The organism is Mesorhizobium sp. M0074 (assembly GCF_040322975.1).
Taxonomy (GTDB): domain Bacteria; phylum Pseudomonadota; class Alphaproteobacteria; order Rhizobiales; family Rhizobiaceae; genus Mesorhizobium.
Map to the genome: position 1 here is coordinate 92,033 of NZ_JAMYUM010000020.1, position 14,203 is coordinate 106,235.

Annotated in this window: 14 protein-coding genes; 7 read left to right on the top strand and 7 right to left on the bottom strand. The window is 63.4% G+C overall.

What is annotated here, in order from left to right; all coding sequences use genetic code 11:
- Positions 1 to 2 precede the first annotated feature (2 nt).
- Positions 3 to 1,733 (bottom strand): adenylate/guanylate cyclase domain-containing protein, encoded by a 1,731-nt coding sequence (locus tag NKJ73_RS24695; RefSeq protein ID WP_352571399.1) that lies wholly within the window; start codon positions 1,731 to 1,733, stop codon positions 3 to 5.
- Between the two features lie 169 nt (positions 1,734 to 1,902).
- Here NKJ73_RS24695 and NKJ73_RS24700 point away from each other — a divergent pair, with 169 nt between their 5' ends.
- Positions 1,903 to 3,141: a YcaO-like family protein gene (locus tag NKJ73_RS24700; protein ID WP_352571400.1), complete on the top strand. Its 1,239-nt coding sequence runs from the start codon at positions 1,903 to 1,905 to the stop codon at positions 3,139 to 3,141.
- Positions 3,142 to 3,216: 75 nt separating this feature from the next.
- Here NKJ73_RS24700 and NKJ73_RS24705 read toward each other — a convergent pair whose 3' ends face one another.
- Entirely contained in the window at positions 3,217 to 4,146 is a 930-nt protein-coding gene (locus NKJ73_RS24705; protein WP_352571401.1) for a DnaJ C-terminal domain-containing protein, read from the bottom strand.
- Between the two features lie 100 nt (positions 4,147 to 4,246).
- Positions 4,247 to 4,708 (bottom strand): RT0821/Lpp0805 family surface protein, encoded by a 462-nt coding sequence (locus NKJ73_RS24710; protein ID WP_352571402.1) that lies wholly within the window; start codon positions 4,706 to 4,708, stop codon positions 4,247 to 4,249.
- 39 nt (positions 4,709 to 4,747) lie between these two features.
- On the opposite strand from NKJ73_RS24710, the gene pdxH reads away from it, so the two are divergent.
- Positions 4,748 to 5,365: a pyridoxamine 5'-phosphate oxidase gene (gene pdxH, locus NKJ73_RS24715; RefSeq protein ID WP_352449910.1), complete on the top strand. Its 618-nt coding sequence runs from the start codon at positions 4,748 to 4,750 to the stop codon at positions 5,363 to 5,365.
- A gap of 256 nt (positions 5,366 to 5,621) precedes the next feature.
- Positions 5,622 to 5,897: a hypothetical protein gene (locus NKJ73_RS24720; RefSeq protein WP_352571403.1), complete on the top strand. Its 276-nt coding sequence runs from the start codon at positions 5,622 to 5,624 to the stop codon at positions 5,895 to 5,897.
- 72 nt (positions 5,898 to 5,969) lie between these two features.
- Here the strand turns inward: NKJ73_RS24720 and NKJ73_RS24725 are convergent, their stop codons facing one another.
- Both NKJ73_RS24725 and NKJ73_RS24730 read right to left on the bottom strand, forming a co-directional pair.
- Positions 5,970 to 6,722: a crotonase/enoyl-CoA hydratase family protein gene (locus NKJ73_RS24725; protein ID WP_352571404.1), complete on the bottom strand. Its 753-nt coding sequence runs from the start codon at positions 6,720 to 6,722 to the stop codon at positions 5,970 to 5,972.
- A 53-nt stretch (positions 6,723 to 6,775) separates the two neighbouring features.
- Positions 6,776 to 8,539, bottom strand: a complete 1,764-nt coding sequence (locus NKJ73_RS24730) for an acyl-CoA dehydrogenase family protein (protein WP_352571405.1) — start codon at positions 8,537 to 8,539, stop codon at positions 6,776 to 6,778.
- Positions 8,540 to 8,791: 252 nt separating this feature from the next.
- Here NKJ73_RS24730 and NKJ73_RS24735 point away from each other — a divergent pair, with 252 nt between their 5' ends.
- The 3 genes from NKJ73_RS24735 to NKJ73_RS24745 all read left to right on the top strand — a co-directional run bounded on the left by NKJ73_RS24735 (position 8,792) and on the right by NKJ73_RS24745 (position 10,875).
- On the top strand, positions 8,792 to 9,079 hold the full coding sequence (locus NKJ73_RS24735; RefSeq protein WP_352463862.1) for a type II toxin-antitoxin system TacA family antitoxin: 288 nt from the start codon (positions 8,792 to 8,794) through the stop codon (positions 9,077 to 9,079).
- Positions 9,076 to 9,579 (top strand): GNAT family N-acetyltransferase, encoded by a 504-nt coding sequence (locus NKJ73_RS24740; RefSeq protein ID WP_352571406.1) that lies wholly within the window; start codon positions 9,076 to 9,078, stop codon positions 9,577 to 9,579. The genes NKJ73_RS24735 and NKJ73_RS24740 overlap by 4 nt, the downstream gene beginning before the upstream one ends.
- Before the next feature lie 195 nt (positions 9,580 to 9,774).
- Positions 9,775 to 10,875, top strand: coding sequence for a glycoside hydrolase family 25 protein (locus NKJ73_RS24745; RefSeq protein WP_352571407.1), 1,101 nt, complete (start codon positions 9,775 to 9,777; stop codon positions 10,873 to 10,875).
- Positions 10,876 to 10,897: 22 nt separating this feature from the next.
- On the opposite strand, the gene purD is transcribed toward NKJ73_RS24745, so the two are convergent.
- On the bottom strand, positions 10,898 to 12,175 hold the full coding sequence (gene purD, locus NKJ73_RS24750; RefSeq protein ID WP_352571408.1) for a phosphoribosylamine--glycine ligase: 1,278 nt from the start codon (positions 12,173 to 12,175) through the stop codon (positions 10,898 to 10,900).
- Positions 12,176 to 12,331: 156 nt separating this feature from the next.
- On the opposite strand from purD, the gene ubiA reads away from it, so the two are divergent.
- Complete coding sequence (ubiA, locus tag NKJ73_RS24755) at positions 12,332 to 13,315, top strand: 4-hydroxybenzoate octaprenyltransferase (RefSeq protein ID WP_352571409.1); 984 nt, start codon at positions 12,332 to 12,334, stop codon at positions 13,313 to 13,315.
- A gap of 190 nt (positions 13,316 to 13,505) precedes the next feature.
- Here ubiA and NKJ73_RS24760 read toward each other — a convergent pair whose 3' ends face one another.
- Entirely contained in the window at positions 13,506 to 14,072 is a 567-nt protein-coding gene (locus NKJ73_RS24760) for a DUF6101 family protein (RefSeq protein ID WP_352571410.1), read from the bottom strand.
- Positions 14,073 to 14,203 lie beyond the last annotated feature (131 nt).

Genomic DNA, 14,203 nt, shown 5'->3' on the forward strand with positions numbered 1-14,203 from the left:
CCCTACTCGGGCAATCCCGCTTCCCGCATGCCGTTGAGCAGCGTGTTGCGGTCTCCGTCCAGCTTGTAAGGTTCCTTGGCGGCGAACCGCCGCCGGGAGAACTCCGGTGCGCCACGCAGAACCAGCAACGTGTAGCTCTTCGCCTCTTGGCTTCGGCCAAGTAGGGCGTTCGCTGCGGCCAGATAGACCTTAACCCAGGTCGGCATGGTGGACGAGCGGCCCAGATCGACAACTGCCTTATCCGGACGGTGGGCAATGAAATGGGCAAGACCGCGGAACGGCCAATACCATGAAGGCTCGTACAGGGGATCGAGCACTCGCGCCCGTTCGAACCAGTCCAAGGCACTTTGGGGCTCGCCGGCAAATGTTTGATAAGTCCCTTGATAGGAGACCTGCTCGGGATCGTGCGGATTGAGTTCGAGCGCGCGTGCGTATAGCTGAGATGCGACGTCGAAATCACGACGGTGGAGGAGCACCCAGCCCAGTATGTTCAGGCAGACTGGATCATTGGGGGAAAGCGCCACCGCTTTTTTGGCGATGTCATAAGCCTCGGCAAGCACCGCATCCGACGGCCCCATGTCACGAAACCATTCAAGCTGCTTATAGTGGGCGAGCTTTGCGTACGCGCGCCCGTAGGATGGATCGAGCTCGATCGCTCGCTGATACCACTGTCGAGCCTCCATTTCGGCCGCGATGTCGCCCAGGGGCAGGGCATTGCCCCGGAGCACGCACTCATAGGCCGCGAGATTGGCAGGTGGTTTACGCCGCGCCTTCTCGGCGCCTGCGGCCGTAAGACGGCCGATAACGGTCCCGACGATCTTCCCGATCAGTTCGTCCTGGACATCGAAGATGTCCTGCTCGTCCCCGTCGTAGCGCTCGGCCCACAAGCACTCACCCGAGGTTGCGTCGACCAGCTCGCATGTAATGCGCATCCGCCGGCCCATGCGGCGGATCCCGCCTTCGATGACGAAATCCACGCCGTTATCCGCGACCAGGTCCACATCCTTGAGCCGCGTCGACGTATAATGGGACGCAACCGTAAGCTGAGTAAAGCGCGTCAATTCCGTGACGATGTCTTCGGTGAAGCCGCCACTGAAATAGGGTTGGACGTCGCCCGCGCTCTTGAACGGGCGAACGAGGATGGAGGGCTTGCTCGGACCAGCCACCTGCGCAGTCGATGCAGGTGGCAGCCCTTTGGGCTTTTGGAACAACGAGTATACGGGAATCGGGCGTGGAATGTTCTTGAGATGCTGTTCGCCGCAATATTCAAACGGAAGATTAAATTTGTCGCGAACTTCGTCGTGTACCTTTCCGGAAAGGCAGATACCGCCCGGGCTGGCGAACTGTTCCAGGCGCGCGGCTATGTTGACGGTATCTCCAAACACATCGCCATCGGTATCGACAATAATATCACCGAAGTTGATCCCAATCCGGAGAAAAATTTCCTGGCTGGCCTTCCCCGAAGACTGGCCGACAAGCAGTTCCTGGACTTCCACTGCTGACTGCACGGCTCCGAAAGCGCTTGGAAACTCGGCGAGCATCCCGTCTCCGGTCGTTCTCACAACCCGTCCCCGGTGCTGCGTGATCCTAGGCTCTATTTCGTCCTGCATGAGATGTTTGACGAGCGCGAAGGTGCGCTCTTCGTCGCGGGCCATCAGCGACGAGTAACCGACCATGTCAGCAGCCAGGATAGCCGTCAGACGTCGCTGAAGATTGCTGTCGCCCGCGTTCATTCTCTCCCTCGGCGGGTTATATTATGTTCGACGTCGGCTTGACGATATCAAAGCGTCTCGCAGGAGTTTGCATCATACTCCAGTGCGTGTCAGCGTGCGAATGAGCAATTGGTGCCGATACTGTAGAGGATTGAACATGTGAGGGCCGTGCTTGGGTGAAGGGTCCATAATGCCGGAGCGGCGGGCGTCCGAGGCAGGGGCCGGCGGGTCAAGCCTGGTTTACGGCCCCATCGTGATCACCGATCCCACGCTCAGATGCCCGATCACGGTCGCGGTCGGCCCCGTCCGAGGGGCCAGACCTTCTCGTTTTGTGTCAGGGTGGGGCAACACCACCCAGGAGGCGGTAACCGCCTGCGGGTATGAGGCCGATGAAACCTATTTCGCCCAGATGATCCCTCATGAGCGACTCTCACGCGCCCGCGCCGGCGAATTGCGCGGGCGCGTGATCGAGCCGCCTGCACTCACACTTTTCAGTGATGCGCAGTATTGCGAGCGGCTGCATTGGAACAAAAACGTCGATGATAGCCGCGCGGTCCCGATCCGCTGGCGCAGGTCGCAGCCACTGGACTGGATCCGGAGCGATCCGCGCTTCAGCACGAGCGAGGCCTGGGTGCCTGCGGGATTGTGCTTTCTCGGGTATCCCAACGATGAGTCATCAGGTCTGCCCCCGGCGGACTCCAATGGTCTTGCGAGGGGATCGAGCATAGAGGACGCGGTCGTGCGCGGCTTCTGCGAAGTCGTGGAGCGCGATGCAACAGCCATATGGTGGTACAATCGGCTGGTTCTGCCTCGGATAGACCTGACTTCGCTGTCGGATGGACTGGCGTCCCAGTACGCCGATTGGCTGCTGACGCAGAACCGCGAATTGCGGCTTCTGCTCCTGACGCTTGACCTGCCCATCCCCATTGTCGCTGCAATTTCTCATCACGTCGGGGGTGGCGCGATTGCGTTCGGATTTGCGGCCGGACGATCCATGTCGGAGGCGGCCCGGCGCGCGGTGGGGGAACTTGCAGAATGTGAGGCGAACCTTACCCTGCTCAAACGGAACGCCGATACGTCCGGCACGGCGGCCTTCACCCCCGGCGCGCTGCACCTCTATCGGTGGCACATGGACGAGAACATTCATCGCCTTCCTCACCTTTCCGGCAATTCAGCAGTTCAGGCCTCGTCGGCCGAGTTGCGACTGGATTGGAACTATTGCCTCGACATCTGCCACGAGCAGGAACTTGAGATCTTCGCGGTCAACCTGACGCACAACGCCGAATCGCCTGTTGCACGAGTGTTTGTACCTGGACTTCGTCCTACCAAGCCCCGGTTGGGCGGCGGCAGGCTCTATGATGTTCCTGTGCGCCTAGGTTTGCAGCCATCAGTTTCCCAGGCCATCAACGAGGTTCCCTTTCCATTGTGATCCGTATGGTCGCGGGCATGCCCCCCCGGAGTGCCCGCTTTTCACACATGGTATCAAGCGCTGGCCTTTCGACCGTCAGCCCTTTCGCCGGCGCATCAGCGCCTCGAGCTCGGCGTCGCCGCCTTCCGGCAGCATCAGCCGCACGTGTGCGTAGAGGTCGCCGTGACCGCCGGCCTTTTCCGGTAGGCCCCTGCCCTTCAGCCGCAGAACCTTGTCCGAGCTCGACCAAGGGGGGACGTTGACCGCGATCCTGCCGGTCGGGGTTTCGACCGCCACCTTGGCGCCATGCACCGCATCGGCCAGTTCCACCGGCAGGTCGACATGCAGGTCGCGGCCCTCGACGCGGTAGCGCGGGTGCCGGCGGAAACGGATCTTGACCAGCGCATCGCCCGGCTGCCCCGGTCCTTGCTCACCCTGGCCTTTCAACCGGATGGTCTGACCGTCCTCGACATAGGCCGGCAACTTGACCGCCATCTTGCGGCCGTCGGGGAACATCGCCGTCACCTTCTCCGCGGTGGCGGCTTCCTCGATGGTGACGTCCAGCGTCACGTTGAGATCGGCGGCGGTCGGGGCCTGACGGCGGCCGCCGGTGCCGGCGCCGCGCTGCTGGGTGAAAGCATCGCCGAAGATCTGGCTGAAGATGTCGCTGTTGCCGTCGAACGGGTCACCGCCGGGACGGCCCATGCGGAATTCGAAATGCGCGCCGCCCGGCCCTTGCTGCCGGCGGAAACCGGCGAAAGGATCGGCGCCGCCAGCCGCGCCTTCGAAACCCTGGAAACGCTGTTTGCCATCGGCGTCGATCTCGCCGCGATCGAATGCCGCCCGGTTCTTCTCGTCGCCGACGATCTCGTAAGCCTGGTTGGCGGCGGCAAAACGGTCCTTCGCCTTGGGATCATCCGGATTCTGGTCCGGATGATACTTCTTGGCGAGCTTCCGGTATGCGGATTTTATGTCCTTGGCCGATGCGTTCTTGGCAACGCCCAGCACCTCATAGGGGTCGCGCATGCTTACTGCCCTGGAGAAGGAGTGGTTCCATGATCGCCTCCTATATGCGCTCGCATAGGAAGGAATTCCAGTGGCTTACCACCATGTCGCCGGCGGAAAATCAGAGCGCCTTGAAGTCCTGTATGCGCCAGATGCTGCCGCCGGCCAGGCATATTTCGCCTTTGAACAGTGCGACGCCGTCGAAGCTTTCGCGCGATGCGGTGAAGCGACGACATGTCTCGCCGTTAGCCCTGAATTCCGCCAGCTCGGTGATGGAGCCGCGCGAGCCGGTGTCGGCATTCGCCCAGGGAACGGCCTGCCCGGCCAGTTGCTCGACGTCGGCGGAGGACACGGCATTGCGGATCGTGGCCTGGTCGGAAGCGCGGTCCTGATCGAGCGGCGTGACTGAGGCCGGCGTGCTCGAGGTCAGTATCGAGCGGTCGACCTCCGCCTGCTCCAGGCTGAAGCCGCCGCCGCCACAGGCGGCAAGCGGCAGGATGATTGTCACGATCATGGCTTTGGCGCTGGCCGAAGCGATAACGCTCCATTGCCCACTGTCAAAAGCTTGCGCGATACGCGACAATCGGCAATCTCCCCAGCCGGCGACAAATTTGGGAAAACTATGAGCGAAACCGGGTTAACAAGCGGTGACTTTACCGAGGCGGCGGAGCCGTTCCGGCTCTTTGCGGCGTGGCTCGACGACGCGACGAAGAGCGAGATCAACGACCCCAACAGCGTGGCGCTGGCGACCGTTGATGCCGAAGGCATGCCGAATGTCCGTATGGTGCTGCTTAAGGGCTTCGACGAGGGCGGCTTTGTCTTCTACACGAACTTCGAGAGCGCCAAGGGCCGTGAGATTCTTGGCAGCATGAAAGCGGCGATGTGCTTCCACTGGAAATCGCTGCGCCGGCAGGTGCGAGCGCGCGGCCCGGTGGAGATCGTCACCGACGCCGAAGCCGACGCCTATTACGCGACGCGTCCGCGCGGCAGCCGGATCGGTGCCTGGGCCTCCAAACAGTCGCGGCCGCTGGAGAGCCGCTTCGCGCTGGAAAAGGCGGTCGCCGAATATACGGCGCGCCATGCGATCGGCGAGATCCCGCGGCCAAAACACTGGTCAGGCTTCCGCATCGTGCCGCAGACCATCGAGTTCTGGCACGACCGTCCGTTCCGGCTGCACGACCGTGTGGTGTTTTCGCGCAACGCCGAGGGCGGTTGGGACAAGGTGAGGCTTTATCCGTAGGGCACGACGGTGGAGCGCCGATCTCCCCCACAAGGGGGACATCGGCAGCTTCCGCACCGGCGCCCATTTTTTCAGCCCTTCTTCCTGGTCATGAAGGCGGCCAAGGCCGGGCCGCTTCTGCCGGATTTCCAATTCCCACTATCACGATCTCGTGTGCGTGAAACGTTCCAGCTTGCCGGAACGAACCAGGGAAGGGCTCAACGCGCCGCTGGCGCAAATTCAGGAGGAAGCAATGCATTCACTCAGGTTGGTCACGATGGCCGGTCTTGCCTGCCTTTTCGCTTCGCAAGCCTTTGCGGAGGACGCGATGGGGACAATGACGGTGATGAAGGGTGGGGAGGTCATGGCGATCATGCCCGATGGGCATATGGGCACCATGATGCCCGACGCGAAGATGAGCGCCGAAATGATGAAAATGGCGAAACCGATCAAGCATTGCATGATGTTGATGACCGACGCCAAAGGCAAGACATTCATGATCGACACGTCTTCGCCAAAGGCCCAGGCCGAATGTAAAAAAATGGCGATGTGACAAAGAGATCATGGCAAGAAAACCCGCCGGTTGCTGCCGGCGGGTCCACGGTGCGAGACAAGGCCAGAAGGTCTAGGCCTTCTTCCTGGTCATGAAGGCCGTCAAGGCTGCGCGGGCCTCGTCGGATTTGAGCCGCTCGCGGAAATGCTGGCTTTCCTGGCCGATGCGCTCGACAAGGGCGTCGCGCGAGCCGCGCATCAGGTCGCGCGCGATCTTCAGCGCTTGCGGCGGCTTGGCGGCGATCTGGCCCGCCGCCGCCAATACCGATGCTTCGAGTTCCCTCTCCTCGACCACCTCGTAGATCAGCCCGGCGGCCTTCGCCCTCTCGGCCGAAAAGCCCTCGCCGAGGCCAAGCAGCGCGAAGGCGCCTTGGCGGCCGAGGATCTGCGGCGCGAGCAGGCTCGAACCGGCCTCCGGCACAAGGCCGAGATCGACGAAGGGCGTCCGGAATATTGTGCGCGGCGTGGCGAAGGTCAGGTCGCAATGCAGGTTGAGCGTGGTGCCGATACCGACCGCAATGCCGTCGACGCCGGAAACCATCGGCTTCTCCGCTTTGGCCAGCGCCATCAGGAAATCCCAGACTTCGGTACCGCTTTCGCCGCCCGAGGCGACGACCATGAAATCGGCAAGGTCGTTACCGGACGAGAAGGCACCGGGCACGCCGAGAAAGACATGGACGCGGATCGCCGGATCGGCGTCGCCGCCGGCAAGAGCCGCCGACATCGTCGCGTACATGGCGCGGGTCAGGGCGTTCTTCTTGTCCGGACGGTTCATGCGGATGATCTGGATGGCACCCTGGCGTTCGACGAGGATGTGGTCTGTCACGGATTGGTCCTTTGTGAATTTCGGGCCTTGGTGAATTTCGGGCGTTGCGAACGTCAGGCTGAAATCAGCGCCTTGCCGGCAACGGCAAGGCTGTCGGCGCCGCCGACGACGCGCTCCTTCAGCGCGCCCACTTCGCCAAGCAGGTTCTCGGCGAAGAACCGGCAAAGCGCGATGCGGTTTTGGTCGGCAAGCGCGCCGCGCGCCAGATAGGCGCCGCCTGCGGCAAGCGAGATCAGCCTGAGATAGGGTGTGGCGCCGGCCAGCGCCTCGTCCGATCGGCCTTCGGCTTGCAGGTCTTGCAGGAATCGGCTCGCCTGTGACAGGTCGTCGAGCGCCTGGTCGAGGCGATCGGCGGTGCGGCCGAAGCCTTCAAGGTTCGACGCTCGCACCGCATCGGCGACGGCCTTGAGTTCGGCGATGTAGCCATGCACATGCCGGCCGCCGCCGAGCGGCAGCTTGCGCGTCACCAGATCGATCGCCTGGATGCCATTGGTGCCTTCGTAAATGGGCGCGATGCGCGCGTCGCGATAAAGTGCTGCGGCCCCTGTCTCCTCGATGAACCCCATGCCGCCATGCACCTGCAGCCCAAGCGAGGCGACCTCGACGCCGACATCGGTCGAAAAGGCCTTGGCCAGCGGCGTCAACAGATTGGCGCGCTCCTGCCAGTGCTTTGCATTTTCGGTCTGTGACGCGAGATCGATGGCGTGGGCGCAGGAATAGCAGATGGCACGGGCAATCTGGGTCAGCGCCTTCATGGTCAGAAGACTGCGCTGGATGTCGGGGTGATGCACGATCGGCGCCATGCCGGCACCGCGATAGCTCGCCGCTTTGCCTTGCCGGCGGTCGTTTGCATAGGCGAGCGCCTTCTGCGTCGCCGCCTCGGCGACCGCGACGCCCTGCAAGCCGACGGCAAGGCGCGCATTGTTCATCATGGTGAACATGCAGGCGAGGCCCTTGTTCTCCTCGCCGACCAGCCAGCCGATCGCGCCGGGCCTGCTGCCTTCGAAGCCATCGCCATAAATCATCGTGCAGGTCGGCGAAGCGTGGATGCCCAGTTTGTGCTCCAGCCCGGAGCAGAAGACGTCGTTGCGCCTGCCCAGCGCGCCATCGTCTCCAACGAGGAATTTCGGCACCAGGAACAAAGACAGGCCGCGCGTGCCGGCCGGCGCGTTCGGCAGCCGCGCCAGCACCAGATGGATGATGTTGTCGGTGAAATCGTGCTCGCCATAGGTGATGAATATCTTTTGCCCGAAGATGCGGTAGGTGCCGTCGCCGGCCGGTTCGGCGCGGGTTCGCAAGGCATTCAGGTCCGAGCCTGCCTGCGGCTCGGTCAGGTTCATGGTGCCCATCCATTCGCCGCAGACTAGTTTTTCCAGATATTTGACCTTGAGTGCCTGCGAGCCATGCTTGTCGAGTGCTTCGACCGCGGCCATGGTCAGCGTCGGGGCGATGCCGAACGCCATCGAGGCGGAGTTCCACATTTCGAGCGCGGCGACGCCGAGCATGGCCGGCAGCGCCTGGCCGCCATACGCTTCCGGCGCGGACAGCGCATTCCAGCCGCCGCCGATCCAGCGGCGATAAAGTTCCTTCCAGCCGGGCGGGGTAGTGACGGCAGCGCCGTTGAGCACCGCGCCGTGCTGGTCGCCGACCGTGTAGAGCGGCGCCACCTCCTCGCTGGCGAAGCGGCCGGCCTCGGCCAGAATGGCGTCGACAAGGTCCTCGCCGAGTTCGCCAAAATTGCCGGCATCGAGCGCCGGCTTCAAGCCGGCGACATGCTTCAGGGTGAAGGCGATCTCCTCGACCGGTGCCCGATACATGGCGTTCGCTCCTCCTCAGCCCGGCCCTCCCCAGTCTGGCCCTCCCCAGTCTGGCAGGTCTACTTAAGACCTGTGCCGATGCAAAATCATCTGCTTTCGGAGTTCCCTGTCCATCTTCTTTTTACGTAAACGTCAAACTTTGTCACGCGGATTTTGCAATTGCTGGCTCGTATGCAAAATTACTTAGAGCCGGACGACGCACTTGATTTGTACGGCTAGTTCCCGTACAAGGCAGCATCAGGGGTGACGATAATGCCAAACCAACAGACCCGCACCGCCCGTCTCGAAGCCCGTATTTCGCCGGATATGCTGGACGTGGTGAAACGTGCCGCCGAAATCCAGGGCCGCAGCGTCAGCGACTTCGTGGTCGCCGCCGCTCAAGAGGCGGCGCAGCGTACTATCGAGAACACCACCATCATGCGTATCTCCGTCGAAGATCAGCGCGCCATGATGGAGGCGATTCTCAATCCGCCCGAGCCTAATGAGGCACTGCGCAAGGCTGCCGACGCCCACAAACGGCTGGTCGTCGAAACCCGGTGACTTTCGCCGTCATTATCGAACCGCTCGGCGGATCGCATGATCGCAAGGCGTTCAGCTGCGGGGTACCGGCGCTCGACCGCTACATTCGGGAGCAAGCCAGCCAGGATGTCAAACGCCGAGTCGGCAATTGCTTCGTTGCCGTGGATCGCGATGGCGGCGCGATCGCCGGATATTACACTTTGGCGGCGTCGAGCATACCGATCGCGTCCTTGCCTGACGAACAGACAAAACATCTGCCACGCTACCCGGTTCTGCCCGCGATATTGGTCGGCAGGCTGGCCGTCGATGCCGGATACCAGCGGCGGCGGGTCGGGTCGGCGCTGATCGTGGATGCGCTACGACGTAGCGTCAGCGCTGCCCCAGCAGCCTTCGCGTTGATTGTCGACGCCAAGGATGACCAGGCGGTCGCGTATTATCGCAGGCATGGCTTCACCTCGTTTCAGAGCCGCCCGGCATCACTGTTCCTGCCCATAGCAACAGCGTTGAAGCTATTTGGCTGACAATCGCAACCATCGCTTTGCTCTTGAGGAGCACCAAGGATCGCTTCGCCAGCGCTCCAACTCGCCCACTCGGCACCCGAAGCATTTCCTTAACCATGGCGGTTCAGGATTTGGCTTTGGCCAGCAAGGATCTGCTGTTTGAAAACGCCGGCGCGCCCCCTTGTCCGCTCAGCGCTTCTCCTTGTCGCGGCCGCAATGACCCTGATGCTGACGCCGGCAAAGGCCTCGGATTTCTCCGAACCGTGGAAGGATGCCGACAGGGCGCTGGTCGTCGACGCCTACGAATACAATTCCATCGACTGGACCAGGCTTGCCACCGACAAGCGTCTTGTCGGCTTCATCAACAAGGCATCCGACGGAATGCCGCCACCCTATTTCTGTTTCGGCGACGAGACCGAGACGCGGCTGTGCAAGACGCTTTGGAAGCGCCATGCGGTGGCGCGTGAGCTGTTCCAGACGCGCAAGGTTGTGGCCAAGGCGCTTGGCTTGAAATGGGGCGCCTATCACCTCGCCCGCCCCGGCAACCCGGTCGGCCAGGCCAATCATTTCATCGAGTTCGCCGAACCCGGGCCGGACGACCTGCTTGCCCTCGACATCGAGGACGACGACCCGGCGCAGTGGATGTCGCTGAACGACGCCGAAGAATTCGTCCGCCAGGTGCATCGGCGGCTCGGCCGCTTTCCGGTGCTCTACACCAATGGAACGACCGCCCGGCACATCGCCGACAACAGATACAAATACCAGCTGCTGTCGCGGCTGCCGCTGTGGTATGCGCGCTACAAGCCCGACATCGACGTGCATTTTCCGATGGGCAACTGGCAGGGTTATGCGCTCTGGCAGTTTTCGGCGCGAGCAAATTGCGGCCGGTTCCGCTGCCCTTACAGGGTCGCGGGCACACCCAACGATATCGACGTCAGCGTCGCGCCGATGAACGCCACGGAATTGCGCGCGCAGTGGCCGTTCGGCGGCCTGATCGACGTGCAGCCGGATTATCTCACCTCGATACCGGTGCCGCTCTCACGCGAAGCCGGGCTCGCCGGCGGCACCATCGCTTACGCTAGCGTGACGCCAGCAAGCTTCGAGGAGATGGTCGCGGTATTCAGGGCGCGCCTAGCCAGGTTCAGCAGCGGCTTTCAAATGCCTGCGGCGAAAGCGGCGCCGGGCCTTCCGCGCGGGATTGCCGAATATGTCGCCTGGACGCGAAACGAAAAGCGTGCGGCATCGGTGCCAGGATTTGTCTCCACCGCCGATGCGGTCAGCAGCGTCTCGACCGAATTCGATCACGGCTTGCGCTGAGGCCGAAGGCCCGCCCGAAGCATCAGTTCGCCTGCTCGCGCGCCACCGCCAGCCAGCCAATGTCGCGGCGGCAAAAGCCTTGCGGCCAGTCGATCCGGTCTAGCGCGGCGTAGGCCTTCTTCTGCGCCTCGCCGACGGTGCGGCCGGTCGCCGTGATGTTGAGCACGCGACCGCCATTGGCGACGAGTGCGCCGCCGTTGATGGCGGTGCCGGCGTGAAAGATCTCGACGCCGTCGCCTGCCGCTGCCTCGACGCCGCGGATGACCGAGCCCTTTTCCGGCGTGCCGGGATAGCCCCTGGCTGCCATCACCACGGTGAGCGCCGCCTCGTCGCGCCAGCGCACCGAAGTATGCGCCAGCTGGCCGTCGGCGGCTGCGTTGAGCAGGACGAGCAGATCGTCCTTCAGCCGCAGCATCAGCACCTGGCATTCCGGGTCGCCGAAACGGGTGTTGTATTCGATCAGCTTCGGCCCGCTGTCAGTGATCATCAGCCCGGCGAACAGCACGCCGGAAAACGGCGCGCCTGTTTCAGCCATGCCGCGCATGGTCGGCTCGACGATCTCGCGCATGGTTCGGTCGATCATCTCCGGCGTCATCACCGGGGCCGGCGAATAGGCGCCCATGCCGCCGGTGTTCGGGCCGGTGTCGCCGTCACTGAGGCGCTTATGGTCCTGCGCGGTACCGAAGGGCAGCGCGGTGGTGCCGTCGCACAGGCAGAAGAAACTTGCTTCTTCACCGACGAGAAACTCCTCGACCACCACTTCCGCCCCGGCCTGGCCGAAGGAGCCGTCGAAACAGGCCTCGAGCGCGGCCAGCGCCTGGTCAAGCGTCATGGCGACGGTGACGCCCTTGCCGGCAGCGAGGCCGTCGGCCTTGATGACGATCGGCGCACCCGTCTTCTCGACATAGGCCTTGGCCGAAGCCAGATCGCCGAAGCGGCCATAGGCGGCGGTCGGGATGCCGTATCTGGCGCAGAGATCCTTGGTGAAACCCTTTGATCCTTCCAGCCGTGCCGCCGCTTTTGACGGGCCGAAGACGCGGATGCCCTCGGCCCGCAGGTCGTTGGCAATGCCGGCGACCAGCGGCCCTTCCGGCCCGACCACGACGAGGTCTATTTCATTCTCGCGGCAAAACCGGACCACCGCTGCGTGATCCGCAATATCGACCCTCACCAGTTCGGCTTCGTGGCCGATGCCCGGATTGCCGGGCGCCGCGTAGAGTTTGGTCAGCAGCGGCGACGCCGCGATCTTCCAGGCCAGCGCATGCTCTCGTCCGCCGGAGCCGATCAGCAAAACACGCATGCCCAGATTCCTCGTCATTCCAAGACCAGGACTGCGCTATTGCGCCGCGCGCGACGGGTCAAGACATTTGGCTGCCGAAGCGCCGATTGCGCGTGGCGAGCGTGCGGGGGCTGCTTGACGCTTGACGGCATTCGCCTCTGCTGCCACTCCAGCAAAATGGAAACCGTCCAGTCGAAAGCGGCCCAGGGCCGCGTCGCCGATGCGCCGAGCGGCCACTGGGTCTATCGCGTGCTGCCGCGGGGGTTGTGGCCCTATGCGCAGCTTGCCCGGTGGGACCGGCCGATCGGCTGGCAATTGCTGCTGTGGCCATGCTGGTGGTCGGCTGCCCTTGCCGCGAGCGCCTATCCGCGTCCGGCGGATCCGCTGCTCTCGCTGCTGCCGTCGCCTTGGTATCTGCTGCTGTTTTTTCTTGGCGCGTTCGCCATGCGCGGTGCCGGCTGCACCTACAATGACCTGGTCGACGAGGACATCGACAACCAGGTGGAACGCACGCGCTCGCGGCCGCTGCCGGCCGGCAAGGTCACGCGCCGGCAGGCCTGGATGTTTGTTGTCGTGCAGGCACTGGGCGGCCTTGCCGTGCTTTTGCAGTTCAACAGCTTCGCCATCTCGCTCGGCATCGGCTCGCTGGGCATCGTCGCCGTCTACCCATTCATGAAGCGGTACACCAATTGGCCGCAACTCGTTCTCGGCCTTGCCTTTTCCTGGGGAGCGCTGATGGGATGGGCGGTCGAGTTCGGCGATCTCGATGGGCCGGCAATCATGCTCTATATCGGCTCGATCCTGTGGGTGATCGGCTACGACACGATCTATGCGCATCAGGACAAGGAAGACGACGCCATCGTCGGTGTGCGCTCGACGGCGCGCCTGTTCGGCGACAACACCAAAGCCTGGCTGGCCGGACTTTATGGCGGAGCGCTGGTCTGCTTCGCCATTGCTTTCGCCTCGGCACAGGCACCGGTGCCTGCACTCGCCGGGCTGATCGCCGCCGGCGCGCATATGGCACGGCAGATCGCCGTGCTCGACATCGACGATCCGGACCAGTGCCTGAGGCTGTTCAGATCGAACAACCAGGTCGGCTGGCTGATCTTCCTCGGCCTGATCGGCGGCGCGGTTTGGGTGGCGCTGAAGCCGCTGGTTTAGCGGCCTGTTCCCTTCTCCCCTTGTGGGAGAAGGTGGATTGGCGCGTAGCGCCAAGACGGTTGAGGGGTGTTGGAAGAAATGAGGCGTTGGCGTTCCCTGGAACACCCCTCATCCGACCGAGCTTCGCTCGGCCACCTTCTCCCACAAGGGGAGAAGGAAAGAAGGGCGGCGCAAGCCCGCCAAGCCCATGCTATTCCCGCGAAATGAGCTCCTCGCCGCCGATGACCAGCCTGAGGCCGAGATCGCCGGCGCGGCGGCGGGCGAGGAAGCGCGGGCGGCGCATGGTCGAGACGCGACCCTTGCGGCGCTCCTGCGCCGGCAGCGCCTTGATAGCAGCGCCGAGCGATTCTTCGAGCGTGCGGGCAATGCCGTCGGCCTCGATCAGCAGCATCGGCAGGCGGTAGGCATCGGCCCAGGCGCGCCAGTCAGCGGCGACATCGTCGAGATCGTCGGCCACCAGCAGCGGCACCGACAGCATCGGGTCATTGTGCAGAAGCTCAAGCGTCACTGTGACATTGCCATCCGGATCCTCCATGGCGCGGGCGGCGACGCCGCGAAACGCGTTGGCGGGCAGAGCGATGATCGCCGGCACGCCGCTCATCTCCAGCGTGCGGCGGATAACCGCGCCGCGCTGGTCGATGGTGAAGGTGACGTCGCCATAGTCGTCGCGCGTGGCGTAGCTCACCACCTGCGGCAGGCGGAATGGGTCGAGACGCATATTGCGGCCGGCCCAGACTGGCTTCAGTCCAGTGTTCATATCGTGCCTTTCCTGTTTCTCCTGAGAGCCGGTGTTTCCGGTTCTCCGGGCCGGTTTTCCCAGCCTCGTTTGTGGAGAAACATTAGCGCGGGCTTCTTATCCTCGCGCTTAAGAAAGTCGGTTAAATTTTG

Coding starts and splice junctions, on each gene's coding strand:
- NKJ73_RS24695 (WP_352571399.1), bottom strand. CDS start 1,733: ATGAACGCGGGCGACAGCAATCTTCAGCGACGTCTGACGGCTATCCTG.
- NKJ73_RS24700 (WP_352571400.1), top strand. CDS start 1,903: ATGCCGGAGCGGCGGGCGTCCGAGGCAGGGGCCGGCGGGTCAAGCCTG.
- NKJ73_RS24705 (WP_352571401.1), bottom strand. CDS start 4,146: ATGCGCGACCCCTATGAGGTGCTGGGCGTTGCCAAGAACGCATCGGCC.
- pdxH (WP_352449910.1), top strand. CDS start 4,748: ATGAGCGAAACCGGGTTAACAAGCGGTGACTTTACCGAGGCGGCGGAG.
- NKJ73_RS24720 (WP_352571403.1), top strand. CDS start 5,622: ATGGCCGGTCTTGCCTGCCTTTTCGCTTCGCAAGCCTTTGCGGAGGAC.
- NKJ73_RS24730 (WP_352571405.1), bottom strand. CDS start 8,539: ATGTATCGGGCACCGGTCGAGGAGATCGCCTTCACCCTGAAGCATGTC.
- NKJ73_RS24735 (WP_352463862.1), top strand. CDS start 8,792: ATGCCAAACCAACAGACCCGCACCGCCCGTCTCGAAGCCCGTATTTCG.
- NKJ73_RS24745 (WP_352571407.1), top strand. CDS start 9,775: ATGACCCTGATGCTGACGCCGGCAAAGGCCTCGGATTTCTCCGAACCG.
- purD (WP_352571408.1), bottom strand. CDS start 12,175: ATGCGTGTTTTGCTGATCGGCTCCGGCGGACGAGAGCATGCGCTGGCC.
- ubiA (WP_352571409.1), top strand. CDS start 12,332: ATGGAAACCGTCCAGTCGAAAGCGGCCCAGGGCCGCGTCGCCGATGCG.
- NKJ73_RS24760 (WP_352571410.1), bottom strand. CDS start 14,072: ATGAACACTGGACTGAAGCCAGTCTGGGCCGGCCGCAATATGCGTCTC.